This is a genomic window from Streptosporangium sp. NPDC000509 (assembly GCF_042898365.1).
GTDB lineage: Bacteria > Actinomycetota > Actinomycetes > Streptosporangiales > Streptosporangiaceae > Streptosporangium.
This window is the reverse complement of the sequence record NZ_JBIAYX010000023.1, coordinates 1-22,220: the sequence shown is the minus strand read 5'-3', so window position 1 is coordinate 22,220 and position 22,220 is coordinate 1. Positions and strand designations below refer to the sequence as shown.

Sequence of the window (22,220 nt, the reverse complement as noted above, 5' to 3'; positions counted from 1 at the left end):
GTCTGTCCGGAAGCGATCAGCCGTTTCGGTCGTTGGATCTTCCGTGGATTCGTTCCTTCAGCCGCTGGTGCCGGACGAGTTGTGGGAGCTGTTTCAGCGAGTGGCCCCCCGGCACCCACCCGGCTGCAAGGAGGCGGACGGCGGCGGGCCGAAGACCGCCTGATCCTGGCCGGGATCATCTTCGTGGCCACCACCGGCTGCACCTGGCGGCAGCTGCCACCGATCTTTGGCGCGTCTTGGCAGACTGCGCATCGCCGCTTCGCCGAGTGGAGCGCCGCACGGGGGTGATCCAAGCTGTATCGGGTCATGCTGGATGAGCTCGGTTCCCGCGGCGAACTGGACTGGTCGTGGTGCGCGATCGACTCGGTCAGCGTTGGGGCGGCCAAAGGGGGGATCTGACAGGCCCCAATCCTGTCGATCGCGGCAAGAAAGGGTCGAAGATCCATCTCATCGCTGAGCGGATCGGATTGCCGCTGTCTGTCGCTATCAGTGCGGCCAGTACCCACGACAGCCAGGCCTTGGAGCCGTTGGTGCGCAGCATCCCACCGATCCGCTCGCGCCGCGGACCGCGCCGACGACGGCCTGGCAAACTCCACGGCGACAAGGGCTACGACTACCCACACCTACGGGCTTTCCTACGTGGGCGCGGCATCACCCCTCGCGTCGCGCGCCGTGGAATCGAGTCCAGCCAACGACTGGGGCGCCATCGCTGGGTCGTCGAACGAACCGTCTCCTGGCTGGCCGGCTGTCGTCGGCTCCACCGTCGCTATGAGCGGCGAGCCGAGCACTTCAGCTCCTTCGTCGCCATCGCCGCTGCCCTCATCTGCTACCGCCGACTCACCAAATGAGACGACGTCTGAGTCACTATGAGAATGAGTGGTCAGTGCATCAGGATGATCTTGCCGCGGGCGTGGCGGGTCTCGCTCAGTTCGTGGGCGGCGGCGACGTGGGTGAGCGGGAACGCGGCGGCGACGGGGATGCGCAGGCGGCCTTGGGCGGCGAGGTCGACGGCGAGGCCGAGGCCGTGTACCGCCGGCCGGTCGGCGTTCGCCGCGAGGGCGGTGCCGTCGTCGGGGACGCCGTGGGATATGTGGACGCCGTGCGCGGCCGCGGTGGTGTCGGCGATCGTGACGACCCGGGCCGGGTCTTCCGCGAGGGCGACGAGGTCGGGCAGTGCTCCTCCGGCGCAGTCGAACACCGCGTCCACCCCGGCCGGGGCCAGCGCTCGGACGCGTTCGACCAGGCCGGGCCCGTAGGTCGTCGGTTCGACGCCGAGGGAACGCAGGAAGTCATGGTTGCGGGCACTGGCGGTGCCGATGACCCGGGCGCCGCGGACCGCCGCGAGCTGGCCGGCGACCGTGCCGACCCCACCGGCCGCGCCCTGGATCAGCACCGTGTCACCGAGGCCGACGGCGAGCCGGTCGAGAACCCGGGTGGCGGTCTCGACGAGGCCCGCCGCACCGCCGGCCTCCGCCCAGTCCCATGCCGCGGGTTTGGGAGCCCAGGCGGTCAGGACGACGTGGTCGGCGTTGGCGCCGCGCACGGCGGAATGCGCCATCCCGAACACCTCGTCGCCGACACGAACGCCGGTGACGCCGTCGCCGACCTCGTCGGCCACGCCCGCGGCGTCGAACCCCGTCCGGTACGGGAACGTCAGCGGCACCACATGACGCATCTCCCCTGAGCGCAGGCGCGCCTCGCCTGCGGACAGTCCGGACGCCCGGACGGCGATGCGGATCTCCCCCGGTCCGGCGTGCGGCTCCGGAACCTCGGCCACGTGCAGGACCTCGGGTGGACCGTACTCGGAAAACTGGACAGCTCTCATGAAATTTGACGGTAACGGAGCACTCCATCCGCTTGTCTAAAGTGAGAGCCGTGACGGCGGAAGTGAGACAGAGTCGGCGCTCGGACGTCCGGGACAACCGCGCCCGGATTCTCGCCGCTGCCCGCGCCGCCTTCGCCCAGGAAGGCTTGGACGTGCCGATCCGGGAGATCGCCCGCCGCGCCCAGGTCGGCCCGGCGACCGTCTATCGGCACTTCCCGACCAAGGAGTCCCTGCTCACCGCGGCCTTCGGCGAAGGGATGACGCTGTGCTCCCAGATCGTCGACGAAGGCCGGGCCGACCCCGACCCCTGGCACGGGTTCCGTGAGACGATCTTCAGGCTCATGGAGATGCGTGCCCTCGGCCGGAGCTTCTCCCACGCCTTCGTCTCACGACTGCCCGCATCGGTGGGCCTGGCCGCCGACCGCGACCGCGCCCTACGCGGGATGCGCGAACTCCTGAGCAAGGCCAAGGAGGCGGGCGACCTGCGCGCCGACATCGTTCTGGAAGACGTCGTCCTGACGATGACGGCGAACGAGGGCATCCGAGCCGAGTCCCCCGCGCTGAGGGCGGCCGCCGCCCGCCGCTTCGCCGCACTGATGATCCAGTCGTTCCAGGCACACCCCGGAGTCTCCCCTCTCCCGCCGGCCGTCCGGCTACCGCTCCGGTAAAAACCGGTTCTCTCACAGCGCCTGGCGTCGCGGTCGCGCCGGCTGCGTGAGCTTCACCGTCGGCACCGGCACGGCCTCCGCCTTCCCCGCCTCCAACGCATCGCGTACCCGGTGCTGTTCATATGAGTTCCGGTTCTGTCGGGGGCGATCTCTACGGTGTGCGGCATGACGACACACTCCCCCGTGAGCGGGGCCTGGTCGAGCGTGCGCGCGGCCATCGCCGCCGGTGACCCGGCCCTGGTCGCAGACACCGTGTTGGCTCTGGACGAGGCCGGGTGCCGGGAGGTTGCTCGCGAGCTGCCCGACCATATCGGCGTCGCCAGGACAGCGGTCGAGGAACGCGACCGGCGCCAGGGGGTGTGGACCGACGGCGAGGAATGGATCGAGCCCATGCGGGTCGCCGGGGCGGGCGTGTTCGGCGGGATGGCGGCCGTCGCGACCTGGCTGTATCGGCGCGACTTCACCCGTTGGCGGCCACCGCTGGACTCCGGGCCGCTGCTGCGGGTGATCGCCGCGCGACCGCAGCAGTGGCAGGCCGGTCTCGCGGTGCGGCTGGCCCTGCGGCTGCGTGGCAACCGGACCCAGGTCAGGGACGACAGCATGCCGTTGGCCCTGGAGCTGCTGCGCCGTAGCGGTGCCGTCCCGCCCGAGCACGACCCGCTCACCGTCGCCTGGGTGTCCCAGCCGCCGGATCTGGAGCACGACCCGTTGGCCGAGCACCTGGTGCCCCGGTTGTTCGAGGCCGAGGGCGTGGGCCGGGCGCTGCGCGGGGACAGTGTCGATCCGCCCTCGTGGGATCCCAGCCTCCGCACCTGGCTGGGGGCGCTGCGTGCCGCGGTCGCGGTCGGCCGACTCGCCCCCGAGCCGCTGGTCGACGGCTGTCTGCGCCGGTTCCTGCGCGGTGGCAACCCCGCCGACCTGCGTTTCTTCGTTCGCCTGCACGAGATGCTCGACCCGGCGCCGAGCGCTGAGCGCACTCGCGACTACCTGCGGCTGCTGCCCGCCGCGCCGGGGCCGGTGGCCGAGCTGGCGCTACGGCAGCTGCGCGGCGCGGGTGGGCTGAGCGGCGAGGAGCTCGAAGAGGCGGTGTCGGCGCTGCTGTTCCGCCCCGAGGGCAAGCTCGTGCGGGCCGGACTGACCCTGCTCGACCAAGCCGCCCGCGACGCGGACGCTGACCTCGACGAGCTGGCCCCGGCGCTCGCCTCGGCATTCCTGTGCGAGGCCTACGAGGTGCGCGAGCGCGCGGTGCGCCTGGCCGTCAAGCATGCCCGGCGCTTCACGCCCGCCGGAGCCGAGGCCGTCCGCGAGGCGGCGAGCGTCCTGCCCGCCGAGCTGGCGGCGCGGCTCTCCCAGGCTTACGGGGTGATGGCGGCCGAGCCAGAGGAGATCGACGACTTCGAGCCGGGGACGCTGCCGCCGTTCCAGCCGGTCGCCCGCGAGCCGTTCCCACCGGCGCTGGAGGACCTGACCGCCACCTACGACCAGGTGAGCGACATCATCACCTTCGAACGGTGGCTCGACGGTTTCGTCCGCGACCCGTCCAGGCGACCGCGCCCCGGCCGGGGCCGCATCTACGAGCGGCGTCACTGGTGCCACCTTGAGGAGTGGACGGAGGCGCTGCTGCGCGAGGCCGCCGACCCCGGGCAGGAGCCGCCGGTCCCCGAGCCAGAACAGGCTCCCAAGTACGCCAGGCACGTCATCGGCGTGCGCATCGCCGAAGGCGGCGAGGAGCGCGACATCGAGGTGGACTTCGGCCGGCTGCCCGCCGAGATGCGCGAGAACATCGCCGCGGCCCTCACCGAGAACGGCACTCCGCTCGGCAATCTTGAGCACTTCACCCAGGGCCCGCCGCTCGAAGCGGAGATCCTGAACGTGTGGATCATGTCGTCGGGCAGCTGGAGAAGCCTTGAGGAGCAGGAGAAGCCACCGCACGACCGCCTGCCTGACCCGCGTCACCTCTCGGCGCCGCACTACGCCATGCTGCTGCGCTGCTCAGAGGTCCACTCCGCGCTGAAAGCCGGGACGCTGCCCCCGTACCTGCTGGCCACCCCGACCCTGACCTCCGGTCACCTCGATCCCGCCGAGCTGGTGGCCCGCCTGGAGGGGTACGAGCGGGCCGGCGCCCAGGCCCTGCCCGCCGACCTGGGGCAGGCGCTGCTACGGCTGCCGCGTGAGGCGTCCGCCGAGGTGGTCGACCGTGCCGGGAAGCTGACCTCTCAGGCGGGCGCCACGCTGGCGCGCTGGCTGACCGACCGGCCGGAGCCGCAGTTGCGGGTGGACTGGGCACACGCCGGCGGCGCCTACACGCACGACCGGCAGAAGGGCGAGCACTCCCCCCGGCTGAACCCCCGCATCCGGATCGAACCGACGGGGCTCGCGCTGATCGACACGCTGCTGTCCGATCCGCGTCCCTGGACGGGCACGGACGACGGCAAGTACATGGAGTTCTGGCGGCTGACGCTACCCTCGGATCGGGAGGCGGTGGCCATGCACCTGCTGCCGCACCTGCTCGACACCTGGGAGCGGCCCGGTTACTTCCATCGGTACGTGACCGCGCTGTTCTCCCAGGACGGGCCGGTGGGTGAGGCGACGGCGCTGCTGATCGCCGTCCCGTTGGCCCAGCTGGGCATGTTCGCATGGCCCGAACGCGGTCTGCGGTTGCTGCTGGACGCGGCCGCCGCCGGCTGTCTGCCCGCCGTGGAATGCGGACGTCAGCTCGGGCTGTCCCTGCGCAGGGAGGTGACCACGATGAGCCCCGTGCGCTCGGCGCTGGAGGAATGCGCGAAACAGGGCGCGCACCGGCAGGTGTGGGAGATCATGACCGGGTTGCTGCCGGTCTACCTGCCAGGACCGGACGAGCGACCGTATTCCGGGCACACCCAGGCGCTCTCCCTCGCGATCGACGCCGCCCGCTGGGCCGGAGCGCACGGCCCCGTCCCCGCGGTCGCCGAGGCGGCGGCCCGCAAGGGGACGAGCAACTTCGTACGCACCGCCCGCGCCCTGCACGAACAACTCCTCGGCCGACAGGAGCAGGCCGTGACACGGACACCCGCCTGAACAGGCGGAACCTCCTCGACCGGATATCCCTCCTCCTCCGCTCCCGATGACGTAGCCCGGCTCCCTATCGGCCGAGCTGACACAACCGGTCGCGGCCGGTCCCATCGCCCCGCGACCGACGCCGGGCTCCCAAAAGCAGTGTTCCTACCGGAGGGACCGCTACGGCGGTGTTAACGTTCGCGTTCACGTCCGGGCAACAGCATGATCGCGAAGCTCGGCGGCATGAGAAGCAGAAAATCGTTCGTCATCGCGATCACGCTCGCCGCTCTCATCGGTTCCGGGGCCACCGGCGCGAGCGCCAACCGTGGGTACGGCGGCCGATCACCGGCGTGCGTGTCCCTGTCAGGACCGTCGGGGCCATCCGAGCCTCCGCCGTTGAAGCCGACCACCGTCACCACCCTCGAGCAGGCGTACCACTGCGTCTTCGCCAACTACTACAGCGGCCCGGTCCTGGATCCCCGCGCGCTGCTGGTGCCCGCGTTCGCCGCGCTCACCCAGGAGCTGCAGCGCCGTGGGCTCGACCGGCCGAACGCGACGATGCCCGCGCTCACCGGCAACAAGAAAGCCGACTGGGCCGCGTTCAGCGCCGTCTACCAGAAGGTCGTCGGCACGTTGCCCGCCGACCCGGAGATGCGGCAGGCGGTCGCGGAGGCGACGATGCGGGGCATGGTGCGGAGCCTCGACGACAACCACGCGAACTGGGACCGCCCGCCCCCCGGCGGGCTGTCGCTCGGCGTCCGCCTCTCCGGCCTCCGTCCCCCGGGGGTGATCGATCCGGCGGCCACCCCGCCGCTCTTCATCACCGACGTACGCCCGGAGGGTCCGGGCGCGAAGGCGGGGATCCGGCCGGGCGACGAACTCGTCTCGGCCGAGGGGGTGCCGCTCTTCGTCAACGGGGTGCTCTCCCAGGGAGTCCTTGACGGGCTCGTCAGGCCCCCGGCGGGGAAGGCGATCCGGCTCACCCTGCGCCGTCCCTCCACCGGCGGCACCGTCGACGTCTCGGTGACCCCCGCCCCCTCCTCCGGCTCCAAGCCCAAGGTCGACTCCAGGCTGCTCTCCGGCTCCGTCGCCTACGTCGCACTGCCGGGCTTCTTCCCCGGCGCGGCGGACGAGGTCCTTGCGGCCATCGCCTCCCTGCGTGAGAAGGCGACCCTGCGCGGGGTCGTGCTGGACCTGCGCGGCAACGGGGGCGGCAGCCCGCAGGAGGTCTCCAGGCTGCTCGGTGCCTGGACGCACGGCAAGGTCACCAGCTACTGGTGCGACGTGCAGGGCCGCTGCACCGCCAACCGGAGCGACGACACCGTGCCGCTGCTGGGCCTGCCCCTCGTCGCGCTCACCGACCGCAACTGCGCCTCGGCGTGCGACTCCTTCACGAGCACGGTCAAGGATCTCCGTCTCGGCACCCTGGTCGGCACCCGCACCGCCGGCGCGGTGTCGGGTCCGGGAGCCGGTTATCTGCTCGACGACGGCAGCGTCCTCGTCCTGCCCAAGAAGCACGAGATCGGAGCGAACCGGGAGGTCGTGAACACCATCGGTGTCGCCCCCGACCACCAGGCCCCGATGACCTCGGCTGACCTGTCCGCCGGACGCGACCCGGGCGTCGCGAAGGCCCTCATCCTGCTGAAGTAGGCCCTCCCCGCGCAAGGAGCCCGGCGACCGCCGGGCTCCTTCTTCTGTGTCGCGGGCGGTCCCTGCCCCGTACGGGGAAGCTCGCGGTCGGCTGCTACGGGCGAGAAGAGTCGCGATCGACCGCTGCGGGTGAGGAGACTCATGTCAGCCACCAAGGACGGGGAAGCTCACGGTCAGTTCGAGGCCGCCGCCGGGGTTGGGCCGGGCGGTGACGGTGGCGTGGTGGGCTTGGGCGATCGAGGCCACGATGGACAGGCCGAGACCGGCGCCGTCGGCGCTTCCGGTCCGGGAGTGCAGCCTGCGGAACGGCTGGAACAGCTCGTCGACCCGTTCTGCGGGCACCTTGGGACCCGTGTTGCGTACGGTCAGCACGCCGGTCACGGTGAGACCGACGTGCACGGTCCCGCCGGGACGGTTGTGGCGGACCGCGTTCTGCAGCAGGTTGGTCAGGAGCCTGCCGAGCAGGATCGGGTCACCCACGACGACGACCGGCCGGGTCTCCGAGGTGATGACGACACCGTCGGCGGTCGTCTCCTCGATCGCCTGGCGGACCAGCGCGTCGAGGGCCGCCGGCTCCATGCCGTCCGGGCCGTGTTCTGCCTGGGCGAGCAGGAGCAACGAGTCGATCAGCCGCTCGGTCCTGCGGTTCGCGGTCAGCAGCTTCTCCCGTACCGGGACCAGCCGGTCCGGCAGCGGGTCGTCCAGTCCGATCTGGATCGCGGCCCGCTGGACGGAGAGCGGGGTCCGCAGTTCGTGGGCGGCGTTGGCGATGAACCGGCGCTGGCTGTCGACCGACCGTTCCAGCCGTTCCAGCATCGCGTCGAAGGTCTCGGCGAGGTCGGTGAGCTCGTCGCGGGGACCGGCGAGCCCGATCCGTTCGTGCAGGTTCGACAGGGAGAGACGGCGCGCGGTGGCGGTGATGTGCCGCAGCGGGCTCAGCACCCGTCCGGCCAGCCACCAGCCCGCGGCCACCGAGACGACGGTGAGCAGGGCGATCACGATCGCGCTCACCGTCCACTGGTAGCGCAGCACCGCGCCGGACAGGGTGTTCACGACGTCGACGACCTCGGGTCGTGCCGGGAGGTCGGGCAGGTCTGGTGCCCTCGGCACGGGCACCCCCGGGGGGAATCGGTCAAAGGGCGGAAAGTCCTCCTTGATGGATCTGACCCGGCTCTCCAGCGCGTTGCTGAGCAGCAGGTTCACCACGGTGAGCAGGATCGTCGAGGTGACCAGGAACAGGCCGGTGTACAGCAGGGTGAGGCGCATCCGTACCGTGCCGAAGACCGTCCGGGCCGCGCGCCCGCTCACAACGGCCCTCCGGCACCGCGCGTTCCCGGACCGCACACCGGACACACCGCCCTTCTCCGACCGTGTGCCGGGCATGCCGCGCCTTTCCGACCGTACGCCGAGCATGCCGCGCGTCTCCGGTCGTGTGCCGGGAGTGCCGGGTTCCTCCGGGGCGTACGCCGACTCACAGCAGGTATCCGGCGCCCGGCACGGTGTGGATGCACGGCGGGTCGCCGAGCTTGGCGCGCAACCGGCTGACGATGACGCGTACCACGGTGGTGAACGGGTCGGCGTGCTCGTCCCACGCCGACTCCAGCAGCGTCTCGGCGCTGACCACGGTCCCGTTCGCCCGCATCAGCACCTCAAGCACCGCGTACTCCTTCAACGACAGCCTCAGGAAGCGGCCGTCGCGGGAGACCTGCATCCGCTGCGGGTCCAGCACGATCCCGTGGCGTTCCAGCACCGGTGGCAGCGCTGCCTGGCTACGCCGCCCCAGGGCACGTACCCGCGCCACCAGCTCGGTGTAGTCGAAGGGTTTGGGCAGGTAGTCGTCGGCGCCCAGCCCCAGGCCCGCGACCCGCTCGGGGATCGACGCGGCCGCGGTCAGCATCAGGATGCGAGTGCGTGCCCCGGCTCGCACCAGGTCCCGGCAGATCACGTCGCCGGATATCCCGGGCAGGTCCCGGTCCAGCACGAGCACGTCGTAGTCGTTGACGGTGAGCCGCTCCATCGCGGCCTCGCCGTCGTACGCGACGTCGACCGCCATCGCGTGCCGGCGCAACCCCATGGCCACCAGGTCGGCCAGGTCCCGCTCGTCCTCCGCCACCAGTATTCGCATGATCGAAGTCGTATCCGACGACCGGTAACAGTGGCGTTAACGCCCGTGCCACACCGTCGCCGCCGGGGTGACCGCGCGGGGGTACGCCTCGTCACCACCCGGCACCCGGCACCCGGTCCGGGACATGGACTCGCCTCCGACGAATCCACCTTTCCCCGGAGGAAGCCCCCGCCCTACCTCCGGATACGGCGGCGCTCAGCCGAGGTCGTGCCACTGCCGGAGCGCGTCCCGGTGCTCCTGCCGGCCGACCGCCACGAGGTTGGAGCGGTAGAGGCCGATCGCGCCGGGGGCGTCGAGGTCGGCTCGCGTACACGGCCGCAGGACGTTGTTCAGCTCGTCCACCAGGAAGACCCAGGGATAGCGGGCGAAGACGAGGTCGAGGAGCTCGCTCGTGTCGCAGCCGCAGTTCGCCTGGAGTTCGGGGTGCAGTTCGAACAGCAGCGTCGGCAGGGCGGTCAGGGTTTGGGCCGCGCCCTGCAGTACGAAGCCCTCGTACCCCTCGACGTCGATCTTGATGATGTCGGGTGGGCCGAGGCGATTGTCGGCCAAATAGGCGTCGATCGACGTCATCGGCATGGTGATCGTCCCCGCGGACGTCCCGACGTTCGCCGCCGCGGCCGAGTGCTTGCCGGACTGCTCACCCGACAGATGCACCGTCAACTCTCCGGCCGACGCCCCCACGGCCACCGGCTCCACGGTCACACAACCGGTCAGATCGTTGCGCTCCACGTTGCGCCGCAGGTAGGCGAGGTTCTCCGGCACCGGCTCGAAGGCGATCAGACTGCCGTCCCGCGAAAGGTGCGCCCCGCCGGTGCAGGCGTAGACGCCGATGTTCGCCCCGACATCGAGGATCGAACGACTGCACGCGGCCAGCCGCTCGAAGACGCTCACCTCGAACTCCTCGTAGTATCCCGCCGAGATCGAGGGCATGATCGTCGCGTCCCACACCGGGCCGGTCAGCACGACGCCCCGGTAGCGCGCCTCGGCGTCGCGATTCCCGGTGGCGGCCCCCAGCCGGAACACCGTGTGATAGAGCCGGTTGACCAAGGGAAAACGCCGGACGCTACGGCCGCGCAGCAGGGTACGGGTCACCCGGCTCCTGTTCGCCGCCCTCGCCGCCCGCATCACCCCGACGGCGAGATCCTGCCGCAGTCGCTTCATCGACATGACCATGACATAAGCCTTGACTTGACGCTGACATCATTGTGTTGACGGATGTCGGCGAAGGACGTTTCGGTGTGGCGCGCGTGGCGAACAACGGGCCGATCCTCGCCAGAGGTCAGCGATGTCCGAGTCATCCAGGGTCTCAAGGAGCGCGGCCGCCTTCCGAAATAGATCCGGGTCTCTTCCCGCTGCCCCCCTGCCCCGATACGCTCCTTCGACACCGATCAGGGCAATGTGCTCATTGAGCCTGTTTTCGATCGCCAACGCGAGCCGATAACCGGCCCATCACGATCGAGGCTGCGGGTGGGGCCGAATCCACCGGCCTCCGGCAACGGCCGGCCGTCGGCACATTTGACCATCAGGACTTTCCGGCATCTTCCGGAACCGAGGACTCTGGTCTTATTCGTACGGTGAAGGACGTCGATGTCGCGGAGGCGTCATCGATCGTCGAGAGCTTCGAGGATCGCGCGGACCTTACCGGCTTCCGCGTGCTGCGGGCCGTACTTCCGCTCCAGGTCGCCCAGCAGGTCCCCCAGCGTGCGCCTGGCCTGGGTCCGGTGACCCGAACCGAGTTCCACCAGCCCGATCTGACGCCGGAGTTCGAAGATCCGCTCCTCGTCGGCACCGAACCGCCTCTCGTCGGCGAGGAGCTCGCGAAACTGCGTCAGGGCGAGGCTCATCTCCCCCACCGCCGCGTGGCAGTTCGCCTCCATCAACCGGCATCGCAGTACGAGGTTGTTGCCGGGTCCCTCCACCTGGGCCACGTCGATCGCCAGCCGGCGGAACTCGGGCGCCGCCCGGCGGTAGTCCCCGCCGAGGAAGAGCGCCTCGGCGAGCTCGATCCGCAGGTCCACCACCTCGGAGCTGGCCGAGCCGAACGAACCCTCGGCGGGGCGCATCACCTCCGCGAGCACATCCGCCGCCTGGGTGAAACGGGACTCCACCTTGAGCTTCCTCGCGTCCCTGCGAGCACGTTCAAGATCGTCCCCTCCGATCTGCGCCGATTCCGCGGCGAGCCTGATCCGCGGCGGCCGTACCGGATCGGCGGGCCGACGGTTCCGGTTCGCTCCCATGGGGGCGACGCGTCCGACGACCGCGGCGTACATGCGCACCGGGTGCGGCGCGTCCAGGTTCACATAGCCGGGAAAGGGCGGCAGTTCGCGGCAGAAGTCCAGCAACCGCTCGTAGACCACCCCCGCGTTGGCCGGCCGTTCCTCGGGCGACTTGGCGAGCAGCCACAGGACGAGCCGCTCCAGACCTTCGGGGATGCCCTGCCTTCTGGCGCGCAGTGGCCGGGGCGGGACGTCCGTGTGGTTGCGCATCGAGGCGAGCGCGGTGGGGGCGGCGAACTGGTTCTCGCCCGCGAGCATCTCGTCCAGGATCACGCCGAGAGAGTAGAGATCACTCTGCGGACCGGCGATTCCGGTCATCGCCTGCTCCGGTGCCATGTAGGCCGGCGTGCCGAGTATCTCTCCTGTTCTGGTGAGCCGGGTCGTCTCCGTACCGGCCAGCGCGGTGGCGATCCCGAAGTCGAGCACCTTCACCGTGCCGTCGGGGCAGAGCACCAGGTTGGCGGGTTTGAGGTCGCGGTGCACCAGGGAGTTGGAGTGGGCCACGGCCAGCACCGAACAGACCTGCGCGGCGATCGCCACCGCCCAGGCGACGGGCACCTGTGTCTCGTCGAGAAGCGAGGAGACGGGGGCGCCGTTGACGAGTTGCATGACGAGGTAGAGGTCGTCGTCGTGCGATCCGCAGTCGTAGACCGTGGGGACCCCCGGGTGCTCAAGCCGGGCGGTGATCCGTGACTCGCGCACGAAGCGTCTTGCGAGTTCCTCGTCCTCGCGGCCGTCGGGCAGCTTGTCGATCCTGATGAACTTGATGGCGATCGGCCGGTCGAGGCGGTTGTCGTAGCCGAACCACACCTCGCCCATTCCTCCCGAGCGACGCGACAGAGGGTCCAGCTCGTAACGGGCTCCGATGATCGTCCGCCTGCTCACAACCGCCCGCCGTCTGGATCAGGGGCTTCCTGTTTGTTTTCGACCGGTCCGGCGGCGATTTCGGATGACAGATTAAGCCCTTGCCGTCTATCCCTTAAGTCCGGAAACAGGCCTTCCTGATCATTTACCACGCCCGCCGACACCTCTCGCGGAGTTCACGCCTCAGTCGTTCACTGAAACAAACTTAGCCCCGTTTTTGGCACGTCTCTCAATGTCTAAGCAGACATAAACGACATTGACGGATATATGAGGATATTTTTTATCCAGAACTCTCTACACCGCTGCCGCCAACCCGACCTCGCGGCAGCCCGGCGTCCCGGTCACCTGCGAGCCGCCGGCTCAGCCAGAGCCCGAATCGGCCTCGGGCGCGGGCCGTTGTCCCGGACACGGCGCCCCGATACCGATGTGCACCTGGTGCAGCTCACCGTTCCCGACTCGGACATCTACCGGAAGACAGGCAGCACGCCGGACGGTGTAGCCACCCGCGAATGCCGGCCATTCCTTGTCCGAGTCGCAGCGATCGACAATCACGTGGTCGCCCAGCGGCTCCGGCCTGCCCCATTTCATCCAGAACCGGTCCCGAAGATTCTCCGGAACGATCAGCTCGACGAGCTCGCCCCGCCGTACGAGCAGCCCTTGTTTCGCGAACAATCCCGTCTTCCCGTCAGGCAGCTTCACCTCGCCGGCCTGTAGGGCATGTGATCGATCACGGCTCGTCGGCAGTGCCACCGCACCACCGATGATCTCGAACCCGGCAGGGGGGACCTGCTCTCCGCCGACCGTCGCCTCACACTCGACGGTTACCGAGGTGGCGGGCGAGGACGAGGCCGGCACGCCGGTTTCCTGCCTTGCCGGAGAGGCGTCGGGAGTGCAGGCGACCGCGCCCAACGCCAGCATGAAGACGATCTTTCTGATGTGCACCCCCGTAGAGCCTCGGCGTGGGTCAAGCAGTCGGAACGACGGTCTTGGTGAGCTGCTCCGAGATCCGCCAGACGCGCTCGGCGTCGTCCGTACCGCGTAGCGGAGAATACATCCGCTGCTCGGCCGGTGCGCCGCCGAGATCGCCCAGCCCCTTGGGGCCGTAGAGGACGCCGGGCTTGGCATCGGGGTCGGTCGCGGCCATGAGCGCGGGCAGCATCGCGGTCTCGACGGTGCCGACGAGGATGCCGCGAGCCGAGAGCGCCCGGATCAGGCGGACACCGCCGGTGTCCTTGTCACGGCTGAGCTCAGGGCGGGCGGCGAGGAGGCTGGTGGGGGCTATTCCGGGGTGGGAGAGGTTGCTGGTGATGCCCCATCCATGGGTCTTGCTGCGACGCTCCAGTTCGAGACCGAAGAGCCCGAATGCGATCTTGGACTGCCGGTAGGCGCGCATGGCGTCGTAGTCGCGTTCCCAGTTCAGATCGTCCCAGTTGATGCCGCCGCGTTTCACGGCGATGCTGACCTGCGACGTGACGCGGGCACGACCGGCGCGCAGCAGCGGGAGGAGGTGGGCGACGAGGGCGAAGTGGCCGAGGTGGTTGGTGCCGAATTGGAGTTCGAAGCCGTCCGCCGTGGTCTGCCGGCTCGGCGGGGTCATCACGCCCGCGTTGTTGATCAGGATGTGGATGGGCCGCCCCTCCTCGCGGAGAGCCTCTCCGAGGGCCTGGACCGACGTGAGCGACGACAGGTCGAGACCGCGCAGCGAGAGCTTCGCGTTCGGGAGGTTCCGGCGGATCGCGGCGATCGCGTTCTCGCCCTTGCGGGGGTTGCGGACGGGCATGACGACCTCCGCGCCGGCCGCGGCGAGTCGCGCGGCCATGCCCAGCCCCATGCCGTCGCTGGCGCCGGTGACGAGCGCGCGCTTTCCTGACAGGTCCGGAATGGTGATGTCGATTGCTTGACGCGACATTGCTCTGCTCCCTGTGGTGTCGTCTTGGATCCACGGTCCCGGAGGCGGCGTGGATGTTCCAGGGACCACCGATCCATGGATGCGGCCTCGCCCACTTCGGAAACCTCGGAAACCTCCGAGACCTCCAAGACCTCCGAGAGGGGGATCGACGGTCCGTGGTTGCCGTCGCGCGAGGACGATAGAAACGGAACAGCACCGCGAGCGGAGGGAATGCCATGATCGATCGCGCCGGGCTGGCGGAGTTCCTCCGAAGCCGTCGAGAAGTGCTGCAACCCGAGGACGTCGGCCTCCCGCGCGGTCCCCGTCGCAGGACGAACGGGCTACGGCGCGAGGAGGTCGCGACGCTGTGCCACATGTCGACCGACTACTACTCCCGCCTTGAGCAAGAACGCGGACCGCGGCCGTCGAGCCAGATGCTCGCCTCGATCGCCCAGGGCCTGCACCTCTCGCTCGACGAGCGAGACCATCTGTTCCGTCTCGCGGGGCAGAACCCACCCGCCCGCGGCGGGGTCGGCGAGCACATCAGCCCCGGCCTGCTGCGCATTTTCGACCGTCTGGACGACACTCCCGCGGAGATCGTCACCGAGCTCGGCGAGACCCTGCGGCAGACCTCGATGGGCGTCGCGCTCACCGGCGACACGACCCGATACACCGGGCCCGCCCGCAGCCTGGGATACCGGTGGTTCACCGATCCGACCGCACGGGATCTCTACGCGCCGGAAGAACATCCGTTCCTCACCCGGATGTTCGCCTCGGGACTGCGCGAGATCGCCACCCTCCGCGGCCCCGGATCCCGAGCCGCGCACCTCGCCGACCTGCTCCTCGCCCGCAGCGACGAGTTCCGGCGCGTGTGGGACGCCCACGAGATCGGGATACGCCCCCACGAGGTCAAGCACTTCGTCCACCCCGAGGTCGGAGCCCTGGAGCTGACCTGCCAGCGACTGATCGACCCCGACCAAGCCCACTCGCTGCTCGTCTACACCGCCGTTCCCGGCAGCGAGAGCCACGACAAGCTGAACCTGCTCTCCGTCATCGGCACCCAGACCCTCCACTGAAAAAGTCGTGCCCCGATCCCGGTGGACGGTTCACTACGGGACGACGCCGACATCCGCAGGTGGCGCGAATGCTAGGCGGTCGGAATCAGCGCGGCCGCCGTCCTGGTCATCGTCATCATCATGGTCGCCTTTTCGGCCCGCTCATTGATGGGCGACCCAGCCGTGGGCCCGAAGCCGCATATCCTCCCCAAAACCAGCATGCTTCCTACAGACCTCGCAATTCAGCCACCACCGCCAGACCCGACCTTAGACCACTCGGCCCACTTCGCCAGAGGGCGATTGCACCAAAGGTGAGTGAAATACCCCATTCCAGGGGACAGGCTAATCGCCGTGTCTGCCGAAAACGCTCCGGTGGACAATCCGACCTGACACGACGAAGCCTTGAACTGCCTTCGGGTGCGGTCGCGCTGCGACTGGGGCGAGTGAGATAACGGATATGCGTCATCGTGGTGGGTTGTCATCCTCGGACGACAAGGTTGGAGAGTGTCGACTTCTTTGTCCCCTGAGGACGCGGTAAAACTGGTGCTGTCCACGATCGGTGCCGCAGCCGGCCCCGACCGCGCCCAGGCCGAGGAGCAGGCCGGACGGCTGGCCGCAGAGCTGGCAGGATCACCACTGGCGCTTCGGCAAGCCGGTGCCTACATCGCCAACACTCCCGGTGCGGACCTGGTCGGCTACCTGCGTCTGCTGCGCACCACTTCTGACGGCGTCCCGGACGCCGACGGGGCGGTGGCCCGGGTGTGGGCGCTGACGTGCCCACAGATCGAGCACGCCGACCCCCTGGCGATCCGCGCGCTGCGAGTGCTGGTCTGCTACGCGCCCGAGGACCTGCCGCGCGCGGCGCTGAACGGGCTTCAGGACGCCAAGGAAAGCGCCCTGGACGGCGCGCTGGACCTGCTCGTCTCCTACGGCGTGATCGACCGGTCGCCGGATGGCCTGCTGGTAAGAGTGCACCGTCAGGTCCAAACCGTCATCGTGGCCGGACTGACCGAAGACGAGCACGCCGCCTGCGAAGCCACCGCGGCCGCCCTGCTACAGGCAGCGCTCCCCTCCGATTCAGGGCACCCCTCCTCGTGGCCGACCTACGCGAGCCTGCTGGCGCATGCCCGCGCCGTCCTCGCCCTCGACTCCCCCACCATGGACTCCGTCATCGAGTACCTGTACGACAGGGGCGCGTACGGCACCGCCCTGTCCCTGCAAGGCCGGCGCCACGCTGTCATGCACGAGACCCTGGGTCCCGAACACGCCGACACCTTGACCGCCCGCGCCAACCTCTCCTCCCTGATCGGGACGATCGGGAACATCACCAAGGCCCGGGATGGGTTGGCGGAGCTGGAACCGATGACCGAACGACTGCTTGGGCCGGATCACCCCACCACGCTGGACGTCCGGGCCAACCTCGCCAGCGTGGTCGGAACAGCGGGGAACGCCGCCGAGGCCCGCGACCGGTTCACGGCGCTGGTACCGATATTGGAGCGGGTCCTGGGCCCTGAGCACTCCGTCACCCTGAACGCCCGCGCCAATCTCGTTTTCTGGGCGGGGGAAGCGGAGACCCCTGCTGCCGAGACGCGGGATCGCTTCGTGGCGCTGATGCCGGTGCTGGAGCAAGCTTTGGGTTGCGAGCACTTGATCACCCTGAACGCCCGTGTCAACCTTGCCCGCTGGAGCGGAGAAAGCGGCGACCCGGCCGACGCTCAAAACCGGTTCGCGACGCTGGTGCCGGTGCTGGAGCAGACTTTGGGGTGCGAGCACCCCATTACCTTGAACGCCTGCGTCGGCCTCGCCCGCTGGAGCGGGGAAAGCGGTGACCCGGCCGATGCCCGAGACCGGTTCGCGGCACTGCTCCCCCTGGTCGAACGAGCACGGGGTCCTGAGCACCCCGTCACCTTTGAGATCCACAGCGCTCTCGCCGATTGGACAGGAGAGGCCGGGGACACGGCCGGTGCCCGGGACCGATTGTCGGCGTTGGTACCGACGCTTGAGCGGGTCGTAGGCCCTGAGCATCCCATCACCCTGGGCGCTCGGTTCCACCTGGCCCGCTGGACGGGAGAGGCGGGAGACGCGGCCGGCGCCCGATACCAGTTCACGATGTTGATACCGGTGTTCAAACGAGTGCGAGGTTCCGAGCATCTGGCCACGCTGACCAGTCGCTTCCACCTCGCCATGTGGATGAGCGAGGCGGGGGACGCGGCCGGTGGGATGGACCAGTTGGCGGTGCTGGTGCCGGTAATCGAGCGAGCCCTGGGTCCCGAACACCCCACCACGCTGGCCGTCCGTTTCTCCTTCGCATCCTTGACGGGGCAGACGGGAAACACCGTCGACGCCCGAGACCAGCTGGCGGTGCTGGGGCCGATGATCGAGCGGCTGCTGGGGCCGGATCACCCCACCACACTGGTCGTCCGCGCCGACCATGCCCATTGGGCGAAGTACGCCAGACGCTCAGCGTGGAGGCGATGGTTTCGGAGACGGTGAACGACAGCTGGGAGTGGTGGGAGGCGTCAGGACCGCTCGAGACCGTCGAAGGGGTGCTCGCCCGGCCGCTACACCGTGAACTCCGGACGGTCCATGAAGTCCACATGACATGCTTCTCGTCTCATCCGGTGCTGATGGCGGGAAGCAGGACAGATGCGGTTACAGCGGTGGTGGTTGACGGCCGCGTTGCTCGCGCTCCTCCCCTCGGTCATGGCCTGGTTCGGCAGCGACGCCATCGCGAGCACCGGTCTCTTCTACTACGACTTCCACGTCAGCGACGGGATCGGGATCTTCCCTCTGGCGCAGGGCCTTGGCATCGGCTATCTGGGCTCTGTCGGCGTGGACATCATGCAGGTGCTGTGGGATGTCGAAGTCGTCGTGCTGGCCTTCGCGCTCCCCGTATCCATGGTGGCCGTGGCGGCCTTGCTCCGGCGAAGGTGGCGGGATCGAACCACTCTGGCCCTGGCGGTCTTTCTCGGAATTCTCGCGGTGGTCAACCTCGCCGCCAACATCGTCGGCCCCTGGTCGGACCTGACCCAATGCCCGCCGACCGATCCCCTGTCTCTTCCCGACCAGTACTCCTGTTACAGGAACGGCACAGGGGCGGGTATTCCACCCTTCTTCTACAGTCCTGCTTACGCTTTTGCCACCCACACCCTGGTCGAGATCCGTCGCCGCAACCTCACTGACGTTCCTCGTCGCCCTGAGGCGCGAAGCGGTGTCGACATCGTTGACTGACATTCGATGTTCATCCTGCGGCGATAGCCATCTCCAGAACTTGGACAAAAAAGCTTGTCCAGCGAACCCCGCCATCCATACGACAGACGATTTGAAACTCTACGATCTCCTCGATGAATACGACCTCGACAGCGAGGATTTCGGCTTCCGCGCGGCTTGGTGCGAAGGCCTGACCTGCGAGGAGGCCGCGCGTCGCCTTCGAGCAGACCTTGACAGCGCCTACGCGTCCACCGTCGACGAGCTGATGCACGAAGAGGGAGACCACGACTTCGATGAAGGCGCGGTCCTCATCGGTCCGGCCGGAGCCTGGACAATGATCCTGCAGCTCAACGGACTGGACTGCACTCGGTATTCGACACTTGAGGCATTGTCCGCCGGAGCCGGGCGAGCGGTTGGAATCGGCTGGAGCGCCAATGGTGACGAGCGGCTGATCTACGCAGAAGATGGACGCGTTCTGGTCTCAATGGACTTCACGTTTCCAGAGGACCGCAGCGGGCCTGATCGCCAGGCGCTCGACCCGTATATGGAAGGGCTTGTCCTCGGGTACGAGGAGGGTGCCGATGTGGAGGAGAGCATCGACGCCGCCTTGACCTTGATCGGCCGAATGACCGGACATCCCATCGATCGCGACTGGATCGAGGCCCGCCAGACGTTCTACGTGATTCCCCGAAACGCATGGGCCTTCCAGTCGTAGGAGCGGGACGTCACGGCACGCAAAGCCGGGGGGTCCTACGGCGCAGAATTCGACTCGGTAGAGAGAACGGCTGCCTCACCTGGCCAACCGCTCAACGTTGCCGTACCGCACCAGAACCCGGGACCGCCGGGCCCTGGGCACCCGAGCGGTTCAGTAGGCGGTGAAGCCGTCCGTCGCGGTGCGGCAGAAATCGCGGAAGCGAGTCAGCCACGCGACCATCGCGGAATAGTTGCGTCCGAGGTCGTCGCGGTGGAACTCGTAGGTGTCGGGTTCCGTGACGATCGATCCGTCCAGGAGGACTCGGCCTTCGGCGGGAGCGGTCGCCAGGTAGGTGTCCAAGAAAGCGGCGATCCGCCGGGCCTGCTCACCGGTCAGTTCCACGGCGATGTTGTAACCCAGCATTTCGGTCGTGTCGGCGTCGAGGAGGCCGGATCTCTCCAGTAGTTCCAGAGTCGGTCGCCAGTTCCACGCGTTGACGTCAAGCGACTCGCCACCCGGAGTTTCGAGCGTCCAGGACATCGACCCATCCTATCGAGACGTCAGGTGAACGTACGGGATGGCGGATTCGCACGTCAGAGTTCTTCAGAGGGCAGGTGTCCACCAACTTCAGCACGCCCCTGCCCCTGTTGCGATGTCATGCTTCCGGCGCATTGACCGGCAAGCCGTGTGACCATTCCCGCCGCGGTCGCGTCTGCATGTGACGTGACAATCGAAACCGTTCGGGGGGCGACATCATCGAGGAGCTGTACCGCGAGCACTGGCCGCTCGTGTGCGGGTTCCTTCTGCGCAGGACCCGCGATCCGCATCTCGCCGAGGACCTGGCGCAGGAGACGTTCATCAAGGCGACCAGGGCACTACTCGGCTGGCGGGGGGAGAACGCGGCGGCGTGGCTGCTCACGATCGCGCGTAACACCCTGGTGGATCACGTACGCAGGAGCCGCCGCGAACTCGCCCTCCCGAACCCCGACGAGCTGGGCGTGCCGCCACTTCACGTGGAATCACTGGACGTTCGCGACGCGCTGGAGCGGCTGCCCGAGCAGCAGTGCCGGCTCCTCACGCTGGTCTACTTCGAGGGCTTCTCGATGGTGGAGGTGGCCGCAATGACCGGCAGGTCGCACAACTCGATCAAAACCGCGGTGTGGCGGGCGAGAGCCGCCTTCGCCGACCTCTACGGGAGAGCCGATGAACATGCCTGAGATGCCAGACCTGCCAGACTTCGACCCCAAGCGCACCCGGCGTGCGGTCCGGCGAGGACTCTTCAGGACGGTCGCCATCGTCCTGGCCGTCCTGGCGCTGCTCGCGGTGGCGGCGACCGAAGGTTCGTCCCTGCTGCAGACCCGCGGCGACCGGGAAGACCGCATGCAGGCCGTGCTCGGCACCGCCTTCAAGATCTACAACCCGGCCTATACGGTGACGATCGACCCTTGCTGCCAGACCTCGCCCCTGTCGATGTCGTTCGAGGTGGTGGCACGTCCCATAGGACCTGTCGGAGCCTGGCCGGCCGGGGGCGAGTCGCACACGATCGGTCAGGACTTCTTCGGCCACGTACGACGCCTGCCGTTGGGCCACACCTCCAACACCAGGCTTTCCCAGTCCCTGTTCAACGTCGGCACCAGGCTGGCGCCCAAGGACGAGGTGCGCGCGGTGCTCGCCCGGCTGCCCGCCGACCTCAGCGCGCTCGCGGTGGTGGAGTTCGAGCAGCCACTCGGCGAGGCGGATCTGAAGGCGTTCATGAAGCGGCACGGCTCCTGCGCCGAACGGATCGTGTACGAGCGCAGGCCCGGCTCCCTCCCGATCACCTGGGGCTTCGACTACTGGACCGACCCGATGGAACTCGGCATAAGCGGCGACATGACCGAAGAGATGTGCGGTGGCAGCCTGCCGCAGTTCCGCGACTGGGTCGGCCTGCTGCGTGACCACGACGACGCGAACCTGCGCTCCTTCGATCTGTCCCTGAATCGGCTGCGCGAGGCGGCCAAAGCCGGACTCGCCTACGGCTATGTGGACCAGCTCAGCTCGGTTCGCGAGTTGCGGGAGTTGCTCAAGGACCCGAGGGTGCGCACGATCCGTCTGGCCGACGTGGCGTTCAACCTGGACCGGCCTCGCCCCTAGCACGCGTACCCTCGGCAAGCATTCGGATCACGGCGAGACCCACCCGTATGACACCTGGCCGGCCGGGCACCTCAACGCCGCCACCGGCCACCTTCAAGCCGCCCAACGCGAATTCTTCGTCGACCTCTACGGAAGCGACATGGTCGTCGTACCGGGAGACGAGGTGAAGGCGAAGGTGCTCGCCTTCTACCGGCACGACTACGAGCGGGCCGGGAGCAGGAGCGGCCCGTGGACTCCGCCCGACCTGCCCGATCCCGGCTTCCCTCAGATGGGGATGGTCGCGATCCTCTTCGACGAGGAGGACGGCCTCGGCTTCCCCCCGGACTTCGACCTGCTCCAGGAGGTCTTCGCCGACCCCGCGCTCATCGCCCGCGGCCGGTATCGCGAGGTGGTCAGCGGATATCTGCGCGGCGACGACGTCATCCTCCACATACTGCAACGACTCGCCGCGAAGGACCCCGGCAAGGCGAGCGAGGTCTTCCGCAAGCTGCTCAAGAAACCGCGTTTCTCCGCTAGACGAAGGCCGTGACGCCCTCGTATTCCGCTGTCGGGGCGGCGCCGGCGGCCTCGTACTGGAGCAGCAGCAGGCCTTTCGCCGTCACCTCGTGGCGGAGGAGTCGAAGGCCGACGGGTCGGCTCGGATGGTCGAACAGCCGCCGTCCGGAACCGGTCACGGCCGGGGCGACGACGAGCCGGAGCGTGTCGACGAGGCCCGCCGCCAGCAGGGCGCCGCCGAGCCGGGCACTCCCGTGGATCTGGAGTTCCCTTCCTGGCCGCGCCTTGAGTTCCCCGACGG

19 protein-coding genes and 1 pseudogene are annotated in these 22,220 nt (G+C 68.8%); 11 read left to right on the top strand and 9 right to left on the bottom strand.

Annotation, left to right across the window (positions count from 1 at the left end; all coding sequences use genetic code 11):
- Positions 1-43 precede the first annotated feature (43 nt).
- A pseudogene (locus ACFY3D_RS33505) lies at positions 44-848 on the top strand (IS5 family transposase).
- A 32-nt stretch (positions 849-880) separates the two neighbouring features.
- Here ACFY3D_RS33505 and ACFY3D_RS33500 read toward each other — a convergent pair.
- On the bottom strand, positions 881-1,825 hold the full coding sequence (locus ACFY3D_RS33500; protein ID WP_389987080.1) for an NADP-dependent oxidoreductase: 945 nt from the start codon (positions 1,823-1,825) through the stop codon (positions 881-883).
- 50 nt (positions 1,826-1,875) lie between these two features.
- Here ACFY3D_RS33500 and ACFY3D_RS33495 point away from each other — a divergent pair, with 50 nt between their 5' ends.
- The 3 genes from ACFY3D_RS33495 (at position 1,876) to ACFY3D_RS33485 (ending at position 7,179) form a co-directional block, all read left to right on the top strand.
- Positions 1,876-2,493 carry a TetR/AcrR family transcriptional regulator gene (locus ACFY3D_RS33495; RefSeq protein ID WP_389987077.1) on the top strand — a complete coding sequence of 206 codons (618 nt, stop codon included), beginning with the start codon at positions 1,876-1,878 and terminating at the stop codon, positions 2,491-2,493.
- Between the two features lie 165 nt (positions 2,494-2,658).
- Positions 2,659-5,550, top strand: coding sequence for a DUF6493 family protein (locus tag ACFY3D_RS33490; protein ID WP_389987074.1), 2,892 nt, complete (start codon positions 2,659-2,661; stop codon positions 5,548-5,550).
- A 222-nt stretch (positions 5,551-5,772) separates the two neighbouring features.
- Positions 5,773-7,179 carry a S41 family peptidase gene (locus tag ACFY3D_RS33485; protein ID WP_389987071.1) on the top strand — a complete coding sequence of 469 codons (1,407 nt, stop codon included), beginning with the start codon at positions 5,773-5,775 and terminating at the stop codon, positions 7,177-7,179.
- A 144-nt stretch (positions 7,180-7,323) separates the two neighbouring features.
- On the opposite strand, the gene ACFY3D_RS33480 is transcribed toward ACFY3D_RS33485, so the two are convergent.
- From ACFY3D_RS33480 to ACFY3D_RS33455, 6 genes are all read right to left on the bottom strand, one after another.
- Positions 7,324-8,487, bottom strand: coding sequence for a sensor histidine kinase (locus ACFY3D_RS33480; RefSeq protein ID WP_389987068.1), 1,164 nt, complete (start codon positions 8,485-8,487; stop codon positions 7,324-7,326).
- A 163-nt stretch (positions 8,488-8,650) separates the two neighbouring features.
- Positions 8,651-9,304 carry a response regulator transcription factor gene (locus ACFY3D_RS33475; RefSeq protein ID WP_386209040.1) on the bottom strand — a complete coding sequence of 218 codons (654 nt, stop codon included), beginning with the start codon at positions 9,302-9,304 and terminating at the stop codon, positions 8,651-8,653.
- A 195-nt stretch (positions 9,305-9,499) separates the two neighbouring features.
- Positions 9,500-10,465, bottom strand: coding sequence for an FkbM family methyltransferase (locus ACFY3D_RS33470; protein WP_389987065.1), 966 nt, complete (start codon positions 10,463-10,465; stop codon positions 9,500-9,502).
- A 440-nt stretch (positions 10,466-10,905) separates the two neighbouring features.
- On the bottom strand, positions 10,906-12,465 hold the full coding sequence (locus ACFY3D_RS33465) for a protein kinase (RefSeq protein ID WP_389987062.1): 1,560 nt from the start codon (positions 12,463-12,465) through the stop codon (positions 10,906-10,908).
- A 339-nt stretch (positions 12,466-12,804) separates the two neighbouring features.
- The gene (locus tag ACFY3D_RS33460; RefSeq protein ID WP_389987059.1) at positions 12,805-13,362 is read right to left on the bottom strand and encodes a hypothetical protein; all 558 of its coding nucleotides are present in this window, start codon (positions 13,360-13,362) and stop codon (positions 12,805-12,807) included.
- A gap of 46 nt (positions 13,363-13,408) precedes the next feature.
- Entirely contained in the window at positions 13,409-14,353 is a 945-nt protein-coding gene (locus ACFY3D_RS33455) for an SDR family oxidoreductase (RefSeq protein ID WP_389987056.1), read from the bottom strand.
- Positions 14,354-14,568: 215 nt separating this feature from the next.
- On the opposite strand from ACFY3D_RS33455, the gene ACFY3D_RS33450 reads away from it, so the two are divergent.
- From ACFY3D_RS33450 to ACFY3D_RS33435, 4 genes are all read left to right on the top strand, one after another.
- Positions 14,569-15,408, top strand: a complete 840-nt coding sequence (locus ACFY3D_RS33450; protein ID WP_389987053.1) for a helix-turn-helix transcriptional regulator — start codon at positions 14,569-14,571, stop codon at positions 15,406-15,408.
- 483 nt (positions 15,409-15,891) lie between these two features.
- A complete protein-coding gene (locus tag ACFY3D_RS33445) occupies positions 15,892-17,880 on the top strand; it encodes a tetratricopeptide repeat protein (RefSeq protein ID WP_389987050.1) in 1,989 nt (662 codons plus the stop codon).
- Positions 17,881-18,033: 153 nt separating this feature from the next.
- A complete protein-coding gene (locus ACFY3D_RS33440) occupies positions 18,034-18,618 on the top strand; it encodes a hypothetical protein (RefSeq protein ID WP_389987047.1) in 585 nt (194 codons plus the stop codon).
- A gap of 91 nt (positions 18,619-18,709) precedes the next feature.
- Positions 18,710-19,312, top strand: a complete 603-nt coding sequence (locus ACFY3D_RS33435; RefSeq protein ID WP_389987044.1) for a DUF6461 domain-containing protein — start codon at positions 18,710-18,712, stop codon at positions 19,310-19,312.
- Positions 19,313-19,462: 150 nt separating this feature from the next.
- On the opposite strand, the gene ACFY3D_RS33430 is transcribed toward ACFY3D_RS33435, so the two are convergent.
- On the bottom strand, positions 19,463-19,831 hold the full coding sequence (locus ACFY3D_RS33430; RefSeq protein WP_389987041.1) for a hypothetical protein: 369 nt from the start codon (positions 19,829-19,831) through the stop codon (positions 19,463-19,465).
- A 212-nt stretch (positions 19,832-20,043) separates the two neighbouring features.
- On the opposite strand from ACFY3D_RS33430, the gene ACFY3D_RS33425 reads away from it, so the two are divergent.
- The 3 genes from ACFY3D_RS33425 (at position 20,044) to ACFY3D_RS33415 (ending at position 21,953) form a co-directional block, all read left to right on the top strand.
- Entirely contained in the window at positions 20,044-20,508 is a 465-nt protein-coding gene (locus ACFY3D_RS33425) for an RNA polymerase sigma factor (RefSeq protein ID WP_389987344.1), read from the top strand.
- A gap of 1 nt (position 20,509) precedes the next feature.
- On the top strand, positions 20,510-21,424 hold the full coding sequence (locus tag ACFY3D_RS33420; protein ID WP_389987037.1) for a hypothetical protein: 915 nt from the start codon (positions 20,510-20,512) through the stop codon (positions 21,422-21,424).
- Positions 21,425-21,563: 139 nt separating this feature from the next.
- The gene (locus ACFY3D_RS33415) at positions 21,564-21,953 is read left to right on the top strand and encodes a hypothetical protein (RefSeq protein ID WP_389987034.1); all 390 of its coding nucleotides are present in this window, start codon (positions 21,564-21,566) and stop codon (positions 21,951-21,953) included.
- Here ACFY3D_RS33415 and ACFY3D_RS33410 read toward each other — a convergent pair.
- Positions 21,937-22,220: dihydrofolate reductase family protein (locus ACFY3D_RS33410; RefSeq protein WP_389987031.1), on the bottom strand; the 284-nt coding region annotated here is incomplete at its 5' end. The two genes, ACFY3D_RS33415 and ACFY3D_RS33410, sit on opposite strands and share 17 nt — an antisense overlap.

Excerpts from the sequence above, each read along its gene's own strand:
- ACFY3D_RS33470 (WP_389987065.1), bottom strand. The coding sequence starts at position 10,465 with ATGAAGCGACTGCGGCAGGATCTCGCCGTCGGGGTGATGCGGGCGGCG.
- ACFY3D_RS33460 (WP_389987059.1), bottom strand. The coding sequence starts at position 13,362 with ATGCTGGCGTTGGGCGCGGTCGCCTGCACTCCCGACGCCTCTCCGGCA.
- ACFY3D_RS33450 (WP_389987053.1), top strand. The coding sequence starts at position 14,569 with ATGATCGATCGCGCCGGGCTGGCGGAGTTCCTCCGAAGCCGTCGAGAA.
- ACFY3D_RS33500 (WP_389987080.1), bottom strand. The coding sequence starts at position 1,825 with ATGAGAGCTGTCCAGTTTTCCGAGTACGGTCCACCCGAGGTCCTGCAC.
- ACFY3D_RS33420 (WP_389987037.1), top strand. The coding sequence starts at position 20,510 with ATGCCAGACCTGCCAGACTTCGACCCCAAGCGCACCCGGCGTGCGGTC.
- ACFY3D_RS33430 (WP_389987041.1), bottom strand. The coding sequence starts at position 19,831 with ATGTCCTGGACGCTCGAAACTCCGGGTGGCGAGTCGCTTGACGTCAAC.
- ACFY3D_RS33485 (WP_389987071.1), top strand. The coding sequence starts at position 5,773 with ATGAGAAGCAGAAAATCGTTCGTCATCGCGATCACGCTCGCCGCTCTC.
- ACFY3D_RS33455 (WP_389987056.1), bottom strand. The coding sequence starts at position 14,353 with ATGTCGCGTCAAGCAATCGACATCACCATTCCGGACCTGTCAGGAAAG.
- ACFY3D_RS33475 (WP_386209040.1), bottom strand. The coding sequence starts at position 9,304 with ATGCGAATACTGGTGGCGGAGGACGAGCGGGACCTGGCCGACCTGGTG.
- ACFY3D_RS33415 (WP_389987034.1), top strand. The coding sequence starts at position 21,564 with ATGGTCGTCGTACCGGGAGACGAGGTGAAGGCGAAGGTGCTCGCCTTC.
- ACFY3D_RS33440 (WP_389987047.1), top strand. The coding sequence starts at position 18,034 with ATGCGGTTACAGCGGTGGTGGTTGACGGCCGCGTTGCTCGCGCTCCTC.
- ACFY3D_RS33490 (WP_389987074.1), top strand. The coding sequence starts at position 2,659 with ATGACGACACACTCCCCCGTGAGCGGGGCCTGGTCGAGCGTGCGCGCG.